The 15,461-nt window shown below is 59.1% G+C and carries 14 protein-coding genes and 1 tRNA gene; 4 read left to right on the top strand and 11 right to left on the bottom strand.

The window, feature by feature from the left end; all coding sequences use genetic code 11:
* Positions 1 to 9: 9 nt before the first annotated feature.
* Both BLQ41_RS03790 and BLQ41_RS03795 read right to left on the bottom strand, forming a co-directional pair.
* Complete coding sequence (locus BLQ41_RS03790) at positions 10 to 375, bottom strand: response regulator (RefSeq protein ID WP_090177078.1); 366 nt, start codon at positions 373 to 375, stop codon at positions 10 to 12.
* Positions 376 to 470: 95 nt separating this feature from the next.
* Positions 471 to 1,157: a Crp/Fnr family transcriptional regulator gene (locus tag BLQ41_RS03795; RefSeq protein ID WP_090177080.1), complete on the bottom strand. Its 687-nt coding sequence runs from the start codon at positions 1,155 to 1,157 to the stop codon at positions 471 to 473.
* Between the two features lie 84 nt (positions 1,158 to 1,241).
* Between BLQ41_RS03795 and BLQ41_RS03800 the strand changes: the two genes are divergently transcribed.
* Positions 1,242 to 1,760 carry an Mpo1 family 2-hydroxy fatty acid dioxygenase gene (locus BLQ41_RS03800; protein ID WP_090177083.1) on the top strand — a complete coding sequence of 173 codons (519 nt, stop codon included), beginning with the start codon at positions 1,242 to 1,244 and terminating at the stop codon, positions 1,758 to 1,760.
* Between the two features lie 132 nt (positions 1,761 to 1,892).
* On the opposite strand, the gene BLQ41_RS03805 is transcribed toward BLQ41_RS03800, so the two are convergent.
* The 6 genes from BLQ41_RS03805 to dibA all read right to left on the bottom strand — a co-directional run bounded on the left by BLQ41_RS03805 (position 1,893) and on the right by dibA (position 8,104).
* Positions 1,893 to 2,882, bottom strand: coding sequence for a sulfate/molybdate ABC transporter ATP-binding protein (locus tag BLQ41_RS03805; RefSeq protein ID WP_090177086.1), 990 nt, complete (start codon positions 2,880 to 2,882; stop codon positions 1,893 to 1,895).
* Positions 2,883 to 2,885: 3 nt separating this feature from the next.
* A complete protein-coding gene (gene cysW, locus BLQ41_RS03810) occupies positions 2,886 to 3,758 on the bottom strand; it encodes a sulfate ABC transporter permease subunit CysW (RefSeq protein WP_046031356.1) in 873 nt (290 codons plus the stop codon).
* A gap of 13 nt (positions 3,759 to 3,771) precedes the next feature.
* Positions 3,772 to 4,590 (bottom strand): sulfate ABC transporter permease subunit CysT, encoded by an 819-nt coding sequence (gene cysT, locus BLQ41_RS03815; protein ID WP_008068641.1) that lies wholly within the window; start codon positions 4,588 to 4,590, stop codon positions 3,772 to 3,774.
* A gap of 70 nt (positions 4,591 to 4,660) precedes the next feature.
* Entirely contained in the window at positions 4,661 to 5,674 is a 1,014-nt protein-coding gene (locus tag BLQ41_RS03820) for a sulfate ABC transporter substrate-binding protein (RefSeq protein WP_090177088.1), read from the bottom strand.
* Positions 5,675 to 5,746: 72 nt separating this feature from the next.
* Positions 5,747 to 5,929: a sulfur starvation response protein OscA gene (oscA, locus tag BLQ41_RS03825; RefSeq protein ID WP_007945260.1), complete on the bottom strand. Its 183-nt coding sequence runs from the start codon at positions 5,927 to 5,929 to the stop codon at positions 5,747 to 5,749.
* Positions 5,930 to 6,202: 273 nt separating this feature from the next.
* Positions 6,203 to 8,104 (bottom strand): phosphodiesterase DibA, encoded by a 1,902-nt coding sequence (dibA, locus tag BLQ41_RS03830; RefSeq protein WP_090177091.1) that lies wholly within the window; start codon positions 8,102 to 8,104, stop codon positions 6,203 to 6,205.
* Positions 8,105 to 8,251: 147 nt separating this feature from the next.
* Between dibA and desA the strand changes: the two genes are divergently transcribed.
* Both desA and BLQ41_RS03840 read left to right on the top strand, forming a co-directional pair.
* Positions 8,252 to 9,436, top strand: coding sequence for a delta-9 fatty acid desaturase DesA (gene desA / locus BLQ41_RS03835; protein WP_090177094.1), 1,185 nt, complete (start codon positions 8,252 to 8,254; stop codon positions 9,434 to 9,436).
* Between the two features lie 150 nt (positions 9,437 to 9,586).
* Positions 9,587 to 10,576 (top strand): GGDEF domain-containing protein, encoded by a 990-nt coding sequence (locus BLQ41_RS03840; protein ID WP_090177097.1) that lies wholly within the window; start codon positions 9,587 to 9,589, stop codon positions 10,574 to 10,576.
* Between the two features lie 135 nt (positions 10,577 to 10,711).
* On the opposite strand, the gene BLQ41_RS03845 is transcribed toward BLQ41_RS03840, so the two are convergent.
* The 3 genes from BLQ41_RS03845 to gabD form a co-directional block, all read right to left on the bottom strand.
* A complete protein-coding gene (locus BLQ41_RS03845; RefSeq protein ID WP_090177100.1) occupies positions 10,712 to 11,926 on the bottom strand; it encodes a response regulator in 1,215 nt (404 codons plus the stop codon).
* Between the two features lie 137 nt (positions 11,927 to 12,063).
* Positions 12,064 to 13,341, bottom strand: a complete 1,278-nt coding sequence (gabT, locus tag BLQ41_RS03850; RefSeq protein WP_090177104.1) for a 4-aminobutyrate--2-oxoglutarate transaminase — start codon at positions 13,339 to 13,341, stop codon at positions 12,064 to 12,066.
* Positions 13,342 to 13,539: 198 nt separating this feature from the next.
* Entirely contained in the window at positions 13,540 to 14,982 is a 1,443-nt protein-coding gene (gene gabD, locus BLQ41_RS03855) for an NADP-dependent succinate-semialdehyde dehydrogenase (RefSeq protein WP_054050229.1), read from the bottom strand.
* 349 nt (positions 14,983 to 15,331) lie between these two features.
* Between gabD and BLQ41_RS03860 the strand changes: the two genes are divergently transcribed.
* Positions 15,332 to 15,408 (top strand) — tRNA-Arg (locus BLQ41_RS03860).
* Positions 15,409 to 15,461: the final 53 nt, after the last annotated feature.

Genomic DNA, 15,461 nt, shown 5'->3' on the forward strand with positions numbered 1-15,461 from the left:
GCCAAGAACCTACCGGCCCCGATCCCGCCGCAACAACTTGCGCACCCGCGCCACCAGCTCACTCACGGCAAACGGCTTAAGCAGGTAATCATCCTCATGCAATTCCAACCCGCGCAGGCGATCCTCGATGCCGTCCTTGGTGGTCAGGAACAGCACCGGCGTTTCGCCGAGCTTGCGGATCTGTTGCTGCAGCTGCCAGCCATTAAGCCCCGGCAGCATCACATCGAGGATGATCAGTTCGTATTTGCCGGTCTCGATCAAACGCCGGCCGTCCATGCCGTTAAGCGCGACGTCGACCGTATAACTCGCCTCGCTCAGGCCGTCGGCCAGGCGTTTGGCCATTTCGGGTTTGTCTTCCACTAACAGGACACGCATGGCACACCTCGATTATTCAGGAGCACAGGCTAGGCGCGTTCTGGCCGATTGCCCATTACAAACTTCAATCATCCCACAGGGATCATGTGTTGCCGCTAGATTGTGACCAAGGCCCGCAAACGCTCAGGGTCCAGAATCTCGATTTCGCCATAGCCCAAACCGATAATCCCCTGCCCCTGCAAGTCCTTGAGGATCTGGTTGGTGGTCTGGCGCGACAGAGACAACATCGACGCCAACTGCTCCTGCGGCAATTGCAGCACGCGGCGTGGCGGATCGATTTCGCCGTACCCTCCAGCGATCATCAGCAAACGATGCGCCAGCCGGGTCGGGGCAGGCATCAGGCTCAGCTGTTCGAGGTTGATGAAGGTCAGGCGCAGTTTGTGGCTCATCAGCAAGGCCAATTGCCGCCAGTACACCGGTTGTTCGTCGAGCAACTTGAGCAAGACCGCCTGCGGGATGTGCAACAGGGTGCATTGGCCAACGGCGAAGGCATCGTGGGTGCGTGGCTGGTTGTCGAACAGACAGATTTCGCCAAACCAGTGCGGCGGCTCCACCAGGCTCAGCAGCGCTTCCTTGCCCTGCTCGCTGACGGCACCGATGCGCACGGCACCTTCGAGCACCGCATACAACCCGCAGGGCGGATCGCCGCGTTTGAACAGCAGTTGCCCCGTCGCCAGGCGCCGAACCCTGGCCGCTGCCAGCAAACTATCCTGTAAGGGAACAGGTAGATGACTGAACCACTGCCCCGTCATCAGGCGCGAACGCCAAGCCTGCATATCCATGGAATCTCCTAAAGATTGTCGCCTGCCTGACAGAGCGAGAACAGAACACGGGGCATGATCAATCACCCTACAGGAGGAATAACAATGAAAAGCCTCGTTGACCATCTCAGTCAATACGCCGCGTACCATCGCGACCCGCGCAATATCGCCAGCCACTTTATCGGCATCCCGCTGATCGTGGTGGCGGTGGCGGTGTTGCTGTCCCGTCCGCAATGGGCCGGGGGCTGGCTTTCGCCAGCGGTGCTGGTGACGTTGGCGTCAGCCTGGTTTTACCTGCGCCTGGAGGTGCGACTCGGGGTGTTGATGACCGTATTGCTCGGCCTGTGCGTTTGGGCGGGACAGGTTCTTGCGCAGCAAAGCACGCTGGTGTGGCTGGCGAGCGGCATCGGGATGTTTGTGGTGGGCTGGGCGATCCAGTTTGTCGGTCACCACTATGAAGGGCGCAAACCGGCGTTCGTCGATGACGTGACGGGGTTGATCGTCGGGCCGTTGTTCGTGGTGGTCGAGTTGGCGTTTTTGCTGGGATTGCGTCGGGATCTGAAAGAGCAGATCGAGGCGCGAGTGGGTGGGGTGCGTTTGCGTCAGAAAAACGCAGCGGCGTAGATCGCAATGCTTGATCGTTCCCACGCTCTGCGTGGGAATGCATACCGTGACGCTCTGCGTCACTGGACGCAGAGCGTCCCTTGAGGCATTCCCACGCAGAGCGTGGGAACGATCAGCTGGGCTGGGGCTGAGTTAAATATTGGCGAGTTTTTGCCAGACCTTGGGCTTGAAGAACAGCGTCTCGCCCTTCGCCAGACCGATCAGGCTGTCGTGGTCCTTCACCACTTCAGCTTCGATCAGTTCGCTCTGGCCTTCGACTTTCAACGTCACCCGCGTCGTCGCGCCCAACGGACGGATATCACGCACTTCGGCCGCATGGTGATCCTCCAGCTCATGACGCGACAGCGACACTTCGTGCGGGCGGAACAGTACGTGGTTGTCTTCACCCAGATGCAGCCGGTTCGAGTCACCCAGGAAGTGATAAACGAAATCGCTGGCCGGGTTTTCGTAGACGTCGCCCGGTGAGCCAATCTGTTCGATCACGCCTTTGTTCATCACCACGATCCGGTCGGCCACTTCCATGGCTTCTTCCTGGTCATGGGTCACGAATACCGACGTCAGGTTGATGTCTTCGTGCAACCGCGCCAGCCAGCGACGCAGCTCCTTGCGAACCTTGGCATCGAGCGCACCAAAGGGCTCGTCGAGCAGCAGGACTTTCGGTTCCACCGCCAAGGCACGCGCCAAGGCAATACGCTGGCGCTGACCGCCGGAGAGTTGTTCCGGGTAACGATCCGACAGCCAATCGAGCTGCACCATGTTGAGCAGTTCATGAACCTTCACCGCAATCTGGCTTTCGCTCGGGCGCTGGTTTTTCGGTTTCATGCGCAGGCCGAATGCGACGTTGTCGAACACCGTCATGTGGCGGAACAACGCGTAGTGCTGGAACACGAAGCCGACGTTGCGATCACGCACGTCATGGCCGGAAACGTCTTCGCCATGGAACACGATGCTGCCCTGATCCGGCGTTTCCAGGCCGGCGATGATCCGCAGCAGGGTGGTCTTGCCGCAACCGGACGGGCCGAGCAGCGCCACGAGCTCGCCGCTTTGAATGTCCAGGCTGATGTTGTCCAGCGCCTTGAACGCGTTGAAATTCTTGCTGACGTTACGCACTTCGATCGACATGAATTATTCCTCCGCGGCGCTGGCGCGCAGGCGGTTAATACGGTTTTCGCTCCACTGCTTGAGCAGCAGGATGAAGAGCGCCAGGATCAGCAACAGGCTCGCCACAGCGAACGCGGCCACGTGGTTGTATTCGTTGTAGAGGATCTCGACGTGCAGCGGCAGGGTGTTGGTCACCCCGCGAATGTGCCCGGAAACCACCGACACCGCACCGAACTCACCCATCGCCCGCGCAGTACACAGCACCACGCCGTAGATCAGGCCCCATTTGATATTGGGAACGGTGACGTGCCAGAACATCTGCCAGCCATTGGCACCCAGCAGGCGCGCGGCCTCTTCTTCCTGCGTGCCTTGTTCCTGCATCAACGGGATCAGCTCGCGGGCCACGAATGGCACGGTGACAAAAATCGTCGCCAGCACGATGCCCGGCAAGGCGAAGACGATCTGGATGTCGTGATCCTGCAACCACGGACCGAACAGGCCCTGGGCGCCGAACATCAGCACGTAGACCAGACCGGCAATGACCGGCGAGACCGAGAACGGCAGGTCGATCAGCGTTACCAGCATGCTTTTGCCACGGAACGAGTATTTGCTCACGCACCATGCCGCGCTGACGCCGAACACCAGGTTCAGCGGCACCGAAATCAGCACGGCGATCACCGTGAGTTTCAGGGCCGACAAAGCATCCGGCTCAAAGATCGCGGTGAAAAACGCGCCCAGGCCAAGCTTCAGGCCCTGGGACACCACGATGAACAGCGGCAACAGCAGAAACAGCGCAAAAATCAGCCAGCCAAGGCCGATCAGGATTCGCCGCGAAGTGGCACTGCCGCGGCGGGCTGCATTGGCCGAGGAAGCAGCCGCAATAGACGATTGGGACATTTTTCGCGCCTCCTTATGGGGTTTCGATACGGCGTTGCAGCAAGTTGATCAGCAGCAACAGGACGAAGGAAACCACCAGCATCAGTACACCAATGGAGGTGGCGCCGGTGTAATCGTACTGGTCGAGCTTGACCATGATCAGCAGCGGCAGGATCTCGGTTTTCATCGGCATGTTGCCGGCGATGAAAATCACCGAACCGTACTCGCCGACCCCTCGGGCAAAGGCCAACGCGAAACCGGTGAGCCAGGCCGGAAGCAGTGCCGGCACCAGGATATGGCGGAACACCTGCAACGGTTTTGCACCCAGGCAGGCGGCCGCTTCTTCCACTTCCCGGGGGATATCGGCCAATACCGGCTGTACGGTACGTACTACGAATGGAAGCGTCACAAAAGTGAGGGCAAGGGTGATGCCGAGGGGGGTATACGCAATCTTGAAACCCAAGTCCGCTGCAAACTGACCCACCAAACCGGTAGGGGTGTACAGCGCGGTCAGCGCGATACCAGCCACGGCAGTGGGCAATGCGAAGGGCAAGTCGATCATTGCGTCGATGACTTTACGACCGGGGAAGGTATAGCGCACCAGCACCCACGCCAGCAGCGTGCCGATGATGCCGTTGATGATCGCGGCATAGAGCGCGGTACCGAAGCTCAGCTTCAACGCCGCCAGCACCCGTGGCGCCGAGATAATCGCCCAGAACTGTTCCCAGGTGAGTTGAGCGGCATGCACGAACATCGCCGCCAGTGGAATGAGCACAATCAGGCTGAGGTACACCAAGGTGTAGCCCAGCGTCAGCCCGAAGCCGGGTATGACGGGGGAGATACGACGCGACATAAAAGTCCTTGGTTGAGAACGCGCAAAGCCCCGACGCTTGAATCGGGGCTCGTTGATGGCTTATTTCAGGTTACTGCGCCTGATAAATCTGGTCGAAAACGCCACCGTCATTGAAGAATTTCGGCTGCGCGGTTTTCCACCCGCCAAAGTCCTTGTCGATGGTCACCAGGTCGAGTGTCGGGAACTGCTTGCTGTACTTGGCGGCCACTTCTTTGTCACGTGGACGATAGAAGTTTTTCGCCGCAATTTCCTGACCTGCCGGGCTGTACAGGTGCTTGAGGTACGCTTCGGCGATTTCGGTGTTGCCTTTTTTCTCGGCGTTTTTATCGACCAAGGCGACCGGCGGCTCGGCCAGGATCGACAGCGAAGGCACAACGATTTCGAATTTGTCGGCGCCACCGTCTTCTTTCAACGCCAGAAACGCTTCGTTTTCCCAGGCCAGCAACACGTCGCCCTGGCCGTTGTTGACGAAGGTGATGGTCGAACCGCGAGCACCGGTGTCCAGCACAGGCACGTGCTTGAACAGGGTTTGTACGTATTCCTTGGCTTTGGCTTCGTTACCGCCGTTGGCTTTCAGGCCATAGGCCCAGGCTGCGAGGAAGTTCCAGCGCGCACCGCCCGAGGTTTTCGGATTCGGGGTGATGACCGACACGTCGTTCTTGACCAGATCGCCCCAGTCCTTGATGCCTTTAGGGTTGCCCTTGCGCACCAGGAACACGATGGTGGAGGTGTAAGGCGTGCTCGCCTCGGGAAGACGCTTCTGCCAGTCGACCGGCAGGGTCTTGCCGAGCTTGGCGATTTCGTCGATGTCACCGGCCAGGGCCAGCGTCACTACGTCGGCGCGCAGACCGTCGATCACAGCCCGGCCTTGCTTGCCCGAGCCACCGTGGGATTGCTGGATTTTCACCGTGTCGCCAGCGTGATCTTTCTGCCAGAACTTGACGAATTCGGCGTTGTAATCCTGATACAGCTCACGAGTCGGGTCATACGACACGTTGAGCAATTCGTAATCCTTGGCAACCGCGGAACCAGCAAAAAGGGCACTGGCCAAGGCGGCCAAAGCGAATTGACGAATCGACGACATGGTGAAAGCTCCTGGGAATTCTGATTGTGTTGGCTTTTTTTATGGAGTGCTGGAATCGGGTTGCCGGCGGGTTTAGCTCGGCTTGTTGCTCGGGTTCTGCAACCGGAATTTCTCTTTGCGTTCGATCTGCACTACCTGTGCGTTGTGCACGGTAATTTCCACGGCGCCAAAGCGCAGATCGCGCAGTGCACTCTGGATCTCACGCAAGATGGTGGCTTCGTCTTGACCGTCAACGCTACGTAGGGATGCGCTCATGGTGCTGCTCCTTCAACTGAGAGATTGCCTGGCAGTGAGGCCACTGCTTGCGGCGTGAGAGCAATAGTAGAGATGCGCTGATATTCTTAAAAAGACTATTTAAGAATGTTTATATAACCAAAAACGATTATCTGACAGGACAAGGGCTTGGGAACGATTGGCGGCTTGAGAAGCAAAAGATCGCAGCCTCGTTTCACTCGACAGCTCCTACATAGAGATGCGTATCCCATGTAGGAGCTGTCGAGTGAAACGAGGCTGCGATCTTTTTCCGGCTCAGCGAATTTCTGGCGCGTGAGCCCAATTCAGTTGTTCGTCCGGCACCGGACGCCCGAACCAGTAGCCCTGCCCCAGATTGCAATCCTGTTCGAGCAGGAAGCGCGCCTGCTCGACCTGCTCGATCCCCTCGGCATGCACTTGCATCCCCATGCTTCGCGCCAGTGCGATAATCACCTGCACGATTGCCGCGTCATCCTCATCCCCCGGCAACCCGGCGACAAAACCCTGATCGATCTTTAGCTTCTGCACCGGCAAACGTTTGAGTCGCAGCAATGACGAATAGCCCGTACCGAAGTCATCGATGGCTAACCGCACCCCCAACTCGCGCAAGCGATGCATCTGCTCCAAGGCCACTTCAGGATCATCCATCACCGCACTTTCGGTGACTTCCAGCTCCAGATACGCGGGATCCAGCCCGGTCTCGCGCAACACCTGGGCCACCTGTTGATACAACTCACGACGGGCAAACAAACGGGACGAGACATTCACCGCGACGAATGACAACGCCACTCCCGCGGCTTGCCAGCGGCACATCTGCTCACAGGCCTGACGCATGACCCAGGCATTGATCGCGGCAATCAGTCCGGTGCGCTCGGCAATGGGGATGAACTCTGCCGGCGACACCAGCCCGCGCTGCGGATGTTGCCAGCGAACCAGTGCCTCGACGCCGATCAGGCGACTGGACTTGAGGTCGTGCACGGGCTGGTAGTAAACCCGCAGCTCTTGCTGCTCCAGGGCGCGGCGCAGCTCGAAACCGATTTCCACTCGCTGCTGGGCATGCGCGGTCAATTCTTCGGTGTACAGCGCATAGCCATCGCGGCCCGCGCTCTTGGCCTTGAACAGAGCCGAATCGGCGTTGCGCAATAGCTGCTCGGCGCTCAAGGCATCACTGGGAAACAGGCTGATGCCAATACTGGCGTTGATAAAGAGCCGATGACCCTCGATATGAAGCGGTTCACGCAGGTCATCGATGATTCGTTGGGCCAGCGAACCGGCGTGCACCAGTTGCGGACAACTCTCGGCGAGCACGGCGAACTCGTCCCCGCCCAGGCGTGCCAGGGTAATGCCCGGGTCGAGCAGGGCTTTCAAGCGCTCGGCCACAGCCTTGAGCAATTGGTCACCGATCGTGTGCCCAAGGCCATCGTTGATCATCTTGAAGTGATCCAGATCGATCAGGAGCAACGCGCAGCCGCGTTTGTGCAGTTGCGCCGACGCCAGCGCCTGCTCGACACGGTCAGTGAAAAGCAGACGGTTCGGCAGCGTGGTCAGCGGATCGTGGTGAGCCAGGTGCTTGAGTTCATGCTCGGAATTCTTGATCGCACTGATGTCTGAAAACACCGCAACGTATTGGCTGAGCTGGCGCTGCTCGTCGCGAACGATGCGGATGGTCTGCCATTGCGGGTAGATCTCGCCGCTTTTGCGACGGTTCCAGATTTCCCCGCTCCACTCACCGGTGCAGTCCAGGGTGGCAAACATCTCTTGGTAGAACGCTGGCGGATGATGACCGGACTTGAACATGTTCGGGCGCTGGCCCAGCACTTCTTCGCGCTGATAACCGGTAATTTCCATGAACGCCCGGTTCACGTGGACGATCAGGCCTTTGCTGTCAGTGACGAGTACGCCTTCGCGGGTGCAATCGAACACCGCGGCCGCCTGACGCAAGCGCTCGCGCAATTTGGCGCCGATCCCCAGGCACCGGAACAAACGCGCTCGGGCAATGAAGATCAGGCCGGCACTGAACGCCACCCAGAGGTAACCGTTGATCAGTTGCCATCGTAGTAACTCGGTGGAGTTATCGAAGAAACTGTTCAATAGATGGCCGCTAAACTGGAGCCAGACGACGGAAAGCACCAGGTAAAGCAGCGCTGCACGCAAGGCATCGCGATATGTGGCAGACATTCGACTGTCCATGTCCCTACCAAATGGTTGGAATTATAGGTCAAAGAAACATCCAGCCACTCTTATCTGAAAGGGCGACTGGTTTTATCTGTGGGCTTAGTGATAATGCAACGGCTGTTTTTTTCTTTATCGAGGGCCCTATAGCCTATGTGGTACGAAGGTTTTCTCGGCTTGTCGCCCTGGTCACTGGTGGCAGTCACCCTGCTGATGACCCATGTCACGATTGTCGGCGTCACGGTCTATCTGCATCGTTATTCAGCCCATCGCTCGCTCGAGCTCAATGCTGGCCTGAAACATTTCTTCCGCTTCTGGCTGTGGTTGACCACGGCGCAGAATACCCGCGAGTGGACGGCTATCCACCGCAAGCATCACGCCAAATGCGAAACTGTCGATGACCCGCACAGCCCGGTCATCAAGGGCCTGTCCACCGTTCTGCGCAAAGGTGCCGAGCTGTACCGCGCCGAAGCGGAAAACCCGGAGACCCTGCGCATCTACGGCAAGAACTGCCCCGAAGACTGGATCGAACGCAACCTTTACAGCCGCTACCCGCTGCTGGGCGTGGGGATCATGGCGGTCATCGACCTCATGCTGTTCGGCACCATCGGCATCACCATCTGGGCGATCCAGATGATGTGGATCCCGGTGTGGGCCGCCGGTGTGGTCAACGGTCTGGGTCATGCCATCGGCTACCGCAACTTCGAATGCCGCGACGCGGCGACCAATCTGGTGCCATGGGGCATCCTGATCGGCGGCGAAGAACTGCATAACAATCATCACACCTATCCTAATTCGGCAAAACTGTCGGTGAAGAAGTGGGAATTCGACCTCGGCTGGGCCTGGATCCAGGTCTTCAGCTTCTTCCGTCTGGCCAAGGTCCAGAGGGTTGCGCCGATTGCCCACCGCGTGGAAGGTAAAGGCAGCCTGGACATGGACACCGCCATGGCCATCCTCAACAACCGTTTCCAGATCATGGCCCAGTACCGCAAACTGGTTATCGCGCCGCTGGTCAAGCAAGAACTGGAGAAGGTCGATCACTCGGTCCGTCACCAGTTCCACCGCGCCAAGCGCCTGCTTTCGCGGGAAACCAGCCTGCTGGATGAAAAACACCACGTGCGCATCCAGACCATGCTCGAGCACAGTCAGGCGCTGAAGGTAATTTACGAGAAACGCCTGGCCTTGCAGCAGATCTGGGTCAAGACCAGCTCAAATGGTCACGACATGCTGGCCGCCATAAAGGACTGGGTACACGAAGCTGAAGCCAGCGGGATTCAGTCCCTGCGCGACTTCGCCGACCAGTTGAAAACCTACTCCCTGCGCCCAGCCGCTGCCTGACGCCGTTGATCGGTGCGCCCCGTTCGCGGGCGCACCCTCAGGAACTTCGTTCCAAATCTCCTATCTCAAAGACACTTCGCCACCCCCGGCGGGCTTCGTTGTCGCCGCGTTCGAACCTCGAGCGGCCCATGCCCTTTGAGATTTGTCCCAATGGTCCCTAAAAACCTGCACGACTCATCGCTCACACAATCGCCCGACACCGCTCAAACCTTGATGGCGCTGATGCATGCCCAGGGCGAAGTCGCCCGTCTGAGCGAGCGCGAACAGCTGTTCAGCTCATTGCTGGTGAGCGTCAACGCGGTGCTTTGGGCCTTCAATTGGGAAACCCGCCAGGTGCTCTATGTCAGCCCGGCCTATGAGCGCCTTTTCGGCCGTTCAGCCGGACTGTTGCTGTCCGATTACAACCAATGGCGCGACAGTATTTACCCCGATGATCTGGAGTACGCCGAGCGCAGCCTGGCCGAAGTACTGGAGAAAGGGGCCGTTGAAGACCGCGAGTACCGCATCATCGCCGCCGACGGCCAGGTGCGCTGGATCAGCGACAAGTGCTTCATCAATCGCCAGGCCGAACCGGGCCAACCGGTGATCATCGTCGGCATCGCCGAGGACATCACCGAAAAGAAACGCATGGAGGCGGAATTGCAGCGACTGGCCACCACCGATGTACTGACTCAAAGCAGCAACCGACGCCACTTCTTCGAATGCGCTCAGCGCGAGTTTGCGCAAGCGTGCAAGCAAGGCGCGCCGATGGCGTTCCTGCTGCTCGACATCGATGATTTCAAAGCAGTGAACGACACCTACGGCCATCAAACCGGCGACAACGTGCTGCAACGCATCGCCGAGAGTGGCCGCGCCGCATTGCGCCGGGGCGATCTGTTCGGGCGGATCGGTGGCGAAGAGTTCGCCGCTGTCTTCCCAGGCTGCGCACCCGACATGGCCATGCAAGTGGCCGAACGCTTGCAACGGATGATTCAGCAGTTGAGCTTCAGTCAGGACGACCAGACGTTCGGCATCACTGTCAGCCAGGGCCTGACCAGCCTGACCGCAGAAGACCAAAGCCTCGACGCTCTTTACGCCCGCGCGGACGCCGCGATGTATGAAGCCAAGCGCCAGGGCAAGAACCGCATCATCTCCGGCTGATTCCAACCTCAGGCGAAACACAAAACCAATGTGGGAGCGAGCTTGCTCGCGATAGCGGACTATCAGCCAACACCAATGTTGGATGTGACGCCCTCATCGCGAACAAGCTCGCTCCCACAGGGTTATGTGCAGTGCTTATTTTTTGCGCAAGCGCATCAGCTCCGGCAGCCCGATCTTGAGCAACCGCGCCGTCCGGCTCTTGGCCAACGCCTCGATGCCCTCATGCTCAGTCAGACGCGCCAATTGCGCCGCCATGTTCATCACCAAGGCTTCGCGGGAGTAAACCCCGCCACCGAGCTGGTAGACCGCTGCAATCAGCTCTCGCAACTCCAGCGGCAGACGCCAGCGCGTGCGCAAGGCCGAACCGTACGCTGCGCCGAACTCGGCCAGAGCATCTCCGATCTCCTCCCACTCATCCAACTCACCGCCGGCCTGCTTCCACTCCTGCAAACACATCAACAGCGCGAGATCGCCGAGGCAGTGCAATATGCCCGCGCAGTAACAGCGCTCCTGATCCAGATCCAGCAAGCGCGCCAGCGTGCGGGCGTATTCAGCGGTGTGCAGCGACAGCTCCCAATAACGCTCGGCATAGTCGGCCAGCAACGGATCACTGAGCCGGGCGCTGCGTTTGAGCGCCAGCCCCAGAATCAGGTTCATGCTTTGCGCGGTGCCCAAGCGGTGCAACGCCTGGCCCAAGGTCTGGACCGGATCGCCAAGGTGCTGCGCCGCGCTGTTGGCTGCGGCGATCAGCACGGCGGTGATCTGTGGGTCGGTACGGATTTCGCCTTCCAGACGCACGAGGTCCAGGCCGCCGGGATTGAGGCTGCGATTGATCGCCACCTGCACGTCGGTCATCAGCGCCGCGCCTTCCGCCAGTTCACGACGACGCTCCAGATACGCCGACAAGGTCATGCCTGGCGCCAGCGTCGGCACTTCACAGGCCACCTCCTCCCCAGCATTCACCAGCAAATCCTGCAGGCGATGGGTCAGGCTTTCCATGTTCAGGGGTTTGGTCAGGTACGCCGCGGGCGCCAGGGGCAGTGCTTCACGCACGCTGGCGCTGTCGTTGCGACTGCTCATCAGAATGAAGGGCAACGGCGGATTGCGTTTGCGTTGGCGCACATTGCGCAAGACATTCAGGCCATCGATGCCCGGCAACTCCCAATCGACGATCACCAGGTCGTAAGGATTGTCCGCCAGCAGGCGCAACGCTTCCTGGCCATCGGCGCACAGGTCCAGCCGTGCGTCGCAACGCACATTCAACAACACATGCTTGAGCAGGTCGCGAGACCAGGGATCGGCCTCGGCAATCAGCACACGCGGTACAGCCGGTAATACCACAGCGGTCATCTGCACGCTCCCTTGCGATGCTTGTACCTTAGTCAATGCGGGTCATTTGAAACGGGGCGTCTATTTTGAGGGACAAAAAAACCCGCCGAAGCGGGTTTTTTGTGGATCAGCTCACACTTTCATCCAAGCACTTTAGATCAAAGCTCGGAGAAGCACTCTTCGATGATGGCCAGACCTTTGTCCAATTGCTCGTCCGGCGAAGTCAGCGGTACCAGGACGCGCAGAACGTTGCCGTAGGTGCCGCAGGACAGCAGGATCAGACCCTTGTCACGCGCCTTGGCGACAACGGCGGCTACCGCTGGAGCGTTCGGCTTGTGGCTGTCGCCATCAACGAACAGCTCGACCGCGATCATCGCGCCAAGGGCACGGACTTCACCGATCACCGGGTACTTGGCCTGAATGGCCTTCAGGCCAGTCACCAGACGCTCGCCGACAGCCTTGCAGCGGTCCAGCAGGTGCTCTTCTTCGAACACTTCCATCACGGCCAGGGCCGCGGCGCAAGCAATCGGGCTACCGGCGTAGGTGCCGCCCAGGCCGCCTGGAGCAATGGCGTCCATGTACTCGGCCTTGCCGCACACACCGGCCAGCGGGAAGCCGCCAGCGATGGATTTGGCGAAGGTGGTCAGGTCGGCAGCAACGCCCATCTGTTCCATGGCGAAGAAAGTGCCGGTACGGCCAGCGCCAGTCTGAACTTCGTCAGCGATCAACAGGATGCCGTGCTGGTCGCACAGGGCGCGCAGACGCTTCATGAACTCTTTAGGTGCGACGTAGAAACCGCCTTCACCCTGAACCGGCTCGATGATGATGGCAGCGATGTCACGCGGCTCGGCGTCGTTCTTGAAGATGCGTTCGATGCTGGCGATCGAATCGTCGATGCTCACACCGTGCAGCTCGTTCGGGTACAGCGCGCGGAAGATGCCGCCTGGCATCAGGCCCATGCCGGCCGAGTAAGGCACGACTTTACCGGTCAGGCCCAGGGTCATCATGGTTCGACCGTGGTAGGCGCCAGTGAACGCGATCACGCCGGCACGGCCAGTGGCAGCACGGGCAATCTTCACGGCGTTTTCAACGGCTTCGGAACCGGTGGTCACCAGCAGGGTTTTCTTGGCGAAATCACCTGGCACCTTGGCGTTGATTTTTTCGCACACTTCTACGTACGGTTCGTAAGCCAGTACCTGGAAGCAAGTGTGGGTCAGCTTGTTCAGCTGTTCGGTCACGGCGGCGATGATTTTCGGGTGCACGTGGCCGGTGTTCAGCACAGCGATACCGCCGGCGAAGTCGATGAACTCACGACCTTCAACGTCGGTCACGGTGGCGTTCTTCGCGGACTCGGCGAAGATCGGGTGAATCTGGCCAACACCGCGTGGTACAGCGGCTTCGCGGCGTTTCATCAGGGATGCGTTAGTCTTGCTCATAAAGTCCTCATTCACCGCTCATCGGGCGGCGTGGTTCAAGGAAAATGCGGCGGGGAGGCAACTACGGCAGCATGCGATGATCGACTGCCATAGCGTTCCCGGCCACAGAGAAAATTCCGTTTGAAGCACGCAAAGGGACAGCGCTCTCGTGCCCTTTGCGTTTGAAGCAATGCCTTGCCGGGCTCTTGTCTTGCGAGCTTAGATGCCCAAGCAGAGGTATTTGATTTCCAGGTAATCTTCGATGCCGTACTTGGAGCCTTCACGGCCCAGGCCCGACGCCTTGATGCCGCCGAACGGGGCGACTTCGTTGGAGATCAACCCGGTGTTGACGCCGACCATGCCGTATTCCAGGGCTTCAGCCACACGGAACACACGGCCCAGGTCGCGAGCATAGAAGTACGACGCCAGACCGAACTCGGTGTCGTTGGACATCGCGATTACTTCGGCTTCGTCTTTGAAGCGGAACAACGGCGCCAATGGACCGAAGGTTTCTTCCTTGGCCACGGCTGCGTTCTTCGGCACGTTGGTCAGGATGGTCGGCTCGAAGAAGTTGCCTTCCATGACCTTGCCACCCGCCAGCACGGTTGCGCCTTTGCTGATCGCGTCAGCAATGTGCTCTTGAACCTTGGCCACGGCTTTTTCGTCGATCAGCGGACCAGTGGTGGTGCCTTCTTCCAGACCGTTACCGATCTTGAGTTTGGCCACGGCCACTTTCAGCTTCTCGGCGAACGCGTCGTAGACCGAATCCTGAATGTACAGACGGTTGGCGCAGACGCAGGTCTGGCCGTTGTTGCGATACTTGGAAATGATCGCGCCTTCGACGGCCTTATCCAGGTCCGCGTCGTCGAACACGATGAACGGAGCGTTGCCGCCCAATTCCAGGGAAACCTTCTTGATGTCCTTGGCGCATTCAGCCATCAGTTGGCGACCGATCTCAGTCGAGCCAGTGAAGGACAATTTACGCACGATCGGGTTGCTGGTCAGCTCGCTGCCGATGTCGCCGGCGCTGCCGGAAACAACGCTGAACACACCATTCGGGATGCCGGCACGCTGGGCCAGTTCAGCCAAAGCGAACGCCGAGAACGGGGTTTGCGAAGCAGGCTTGAGCACCATGGTGCAACCAGCGGCCAGGGCCGGACCGGCTTTACGGGTGATCATTGCAGCCGGGAAGTTCCACGGAGTGATTGCAGCGGTCACGCCGATTGGCTGCTTGATCACGATCAAGCGCTTGTCTGGCTGGTGGCCCGGAATCACGTCACCGTAGACGCGCTTGGCTTCTTCGGCGAACCACTCGATAAAGGAAGCGGCGTAAACGATTTCGCCCTTGGCTTCGGCCAATGGCTTGCCCTGTTCCAGGGTCATCAGGCGAGCGAGGTCGTCCTGGTTTTCGATGATCAGTTCGAACCAGCGACGCAGCTTGTTCGCACGGTCCTTGGCGGTCAGTGCACGCCAGGCCGGCAGCGCTTTGTCAGCGGCTTCGATTGCACGGCGGGTTTCGGCAGCGCCCATTTTTGGCACAGTGCCCAGAATTTCGCCCGTTGCCGGGTTGTTGACCTTGATCGTCTGACCATTGTCCGCATCGACCCAAGCGCCATCGATAAAGGCTTGCTGGCGGAACAACTGGGTGTCTTTAAGCTGCATGTCGGCTTTCCTTAACAGCACCGCGGCCAGCGCGGAGCAAATTATGATTGTAGAAAGGCGCCTCAAAGGCTGCCGTCAGGGAAATCATTCACCGGGCTGAAGCACATAAATAGCGCACTGATTGAAACTCGTGCGGTTCAGCACCCAGACAAGAGCGTTTGAAATCTCAAACGAATCCTAGGATCAAAGGGGGTAAAGGACAATAGCCTGTTCGAAAAAAAGAACGAAAACGCCGCATTTGCCCAATTTTTCTGATCAACGTAGCAAACGGTTGTTACGGTTGCGAAAACCATCGTCGATTCAGCAGCATGGACGCCCGCAGTGCATATGAGTATCATGGCGCCCGCTTGCACCAGTAGCTCAGCTGGATAGAGTACTGCCCTCCGAAGGCAGGGGTCGTGGGTTCGAATCCCGCCTGGTGCACCATACGTCGTAAATGAAAAAGCCTCAGATCTTAGGGTCTGGGGCTTTTTTGTGGG

This window comes from Pseudomonas arsenicoxydans (assembly GCF_900103875.1).
Taxonomy (GTDB): Bacteria; Pseudomonadota; Gammaproteobacteria; order Pseudomonadales; family Pseudomonadaceae; genus Aquipseudomonas; species Aquipseudomonas arsenicoxydans.

Coding starts and splice junctions, on each gene's coding strand:
- BLQ41_RS03845 (WP_090177100.1), bottom strand. CDS start 11,926: ATGACCGCTGTGGTATTACCGGCTGTACCGCGTGTGCTGATTGCCGAG.
- BLQ41_RS03795 (WP_090177080.1), bottom strand. CDS start 1,157: ATGGATATGCAGGCTTGGCGTTCGCGCCTGATGACGGGGCAGTGGTTC.
- cysT (WP_008068641.1), bottom strand. CDS start 4,590: ATGTCGCGTCGTATCTCCCCCGTCATACCCGGCTTCGGGCTGACGCTG.
- BLQ41_RS03820 (WP_090177088.1), bottom strand. CDS start 5,674: ATGTCGTCGATTCGTCAATTCGCTTTGGCCGCCTTGGCCAGTGCCCTT.
- desA (WP_090177094.1), top strand. CDS start 8,252: ATGTGGTACGAAGGTTTTCTCGGCTTGTCGCCCTGGTCACTGGTGGCA.
- gabD (WP_054050229.1), bottom strand. CDS start 14,982: ATGCAGCTTAAAGACACCCAGTTGTTCCGCCAGCAAGCCTTTATCGAT.
- cysW (WP_046031356.1), bottom strand. CDS start 3,758: ATGTCCCAATCGTCTATTGCGGCTGCTTCCTCGGCCAATGCAGCCCGC.
- BLQ41_RS03790 (WP_090177078.1), bottom strand. CDS start 375: ATGCGTGTCCTGTTAGTGGAAGACAAACCCGAAATGGCCAAACGCCTG.
- gabT (WP_090177104.1), bottom strand. CDS start 13,341: ATGAGCAAGACTAACGCATCCCTGATGAAACGCCGCGAAGCCGCTGTA.
- BLQ41_RS03805 (WP_090177086.1), bottom strand. CDS start 2,882: ATGTCGATCGAAGTGCGTAACGTCAGCAAGAATTTCAACGCGTTCAAG.
- BLQ41_RS03800 (WP_090177083.1), top strand. CDS start 1,242: ATGAAAAGCCTCGTTGACCATCTCAGTCAATACGCCGCGTACCATCGC.
- BLQ41_RS03840 (WP_090177097.1), top strand. CDS start 9,587: ATGGTCCCTAAAAACCTGCACGACTCATCGCTCACACAATCGCCCGAC.
- oscA (WP_007945260.1), bottom strand. CDS start 5,929: ATGAGCGCATCCCTACGTAGCGTTGACGGTCAAGACGAAGCCACCATC.
- dibA (WP_090177091.1), bottom strand. CDS start 8,104: ATGTCTGCCACATATCGCGATGCCTTGCGTGCAGCGCTGCTTTACCTG.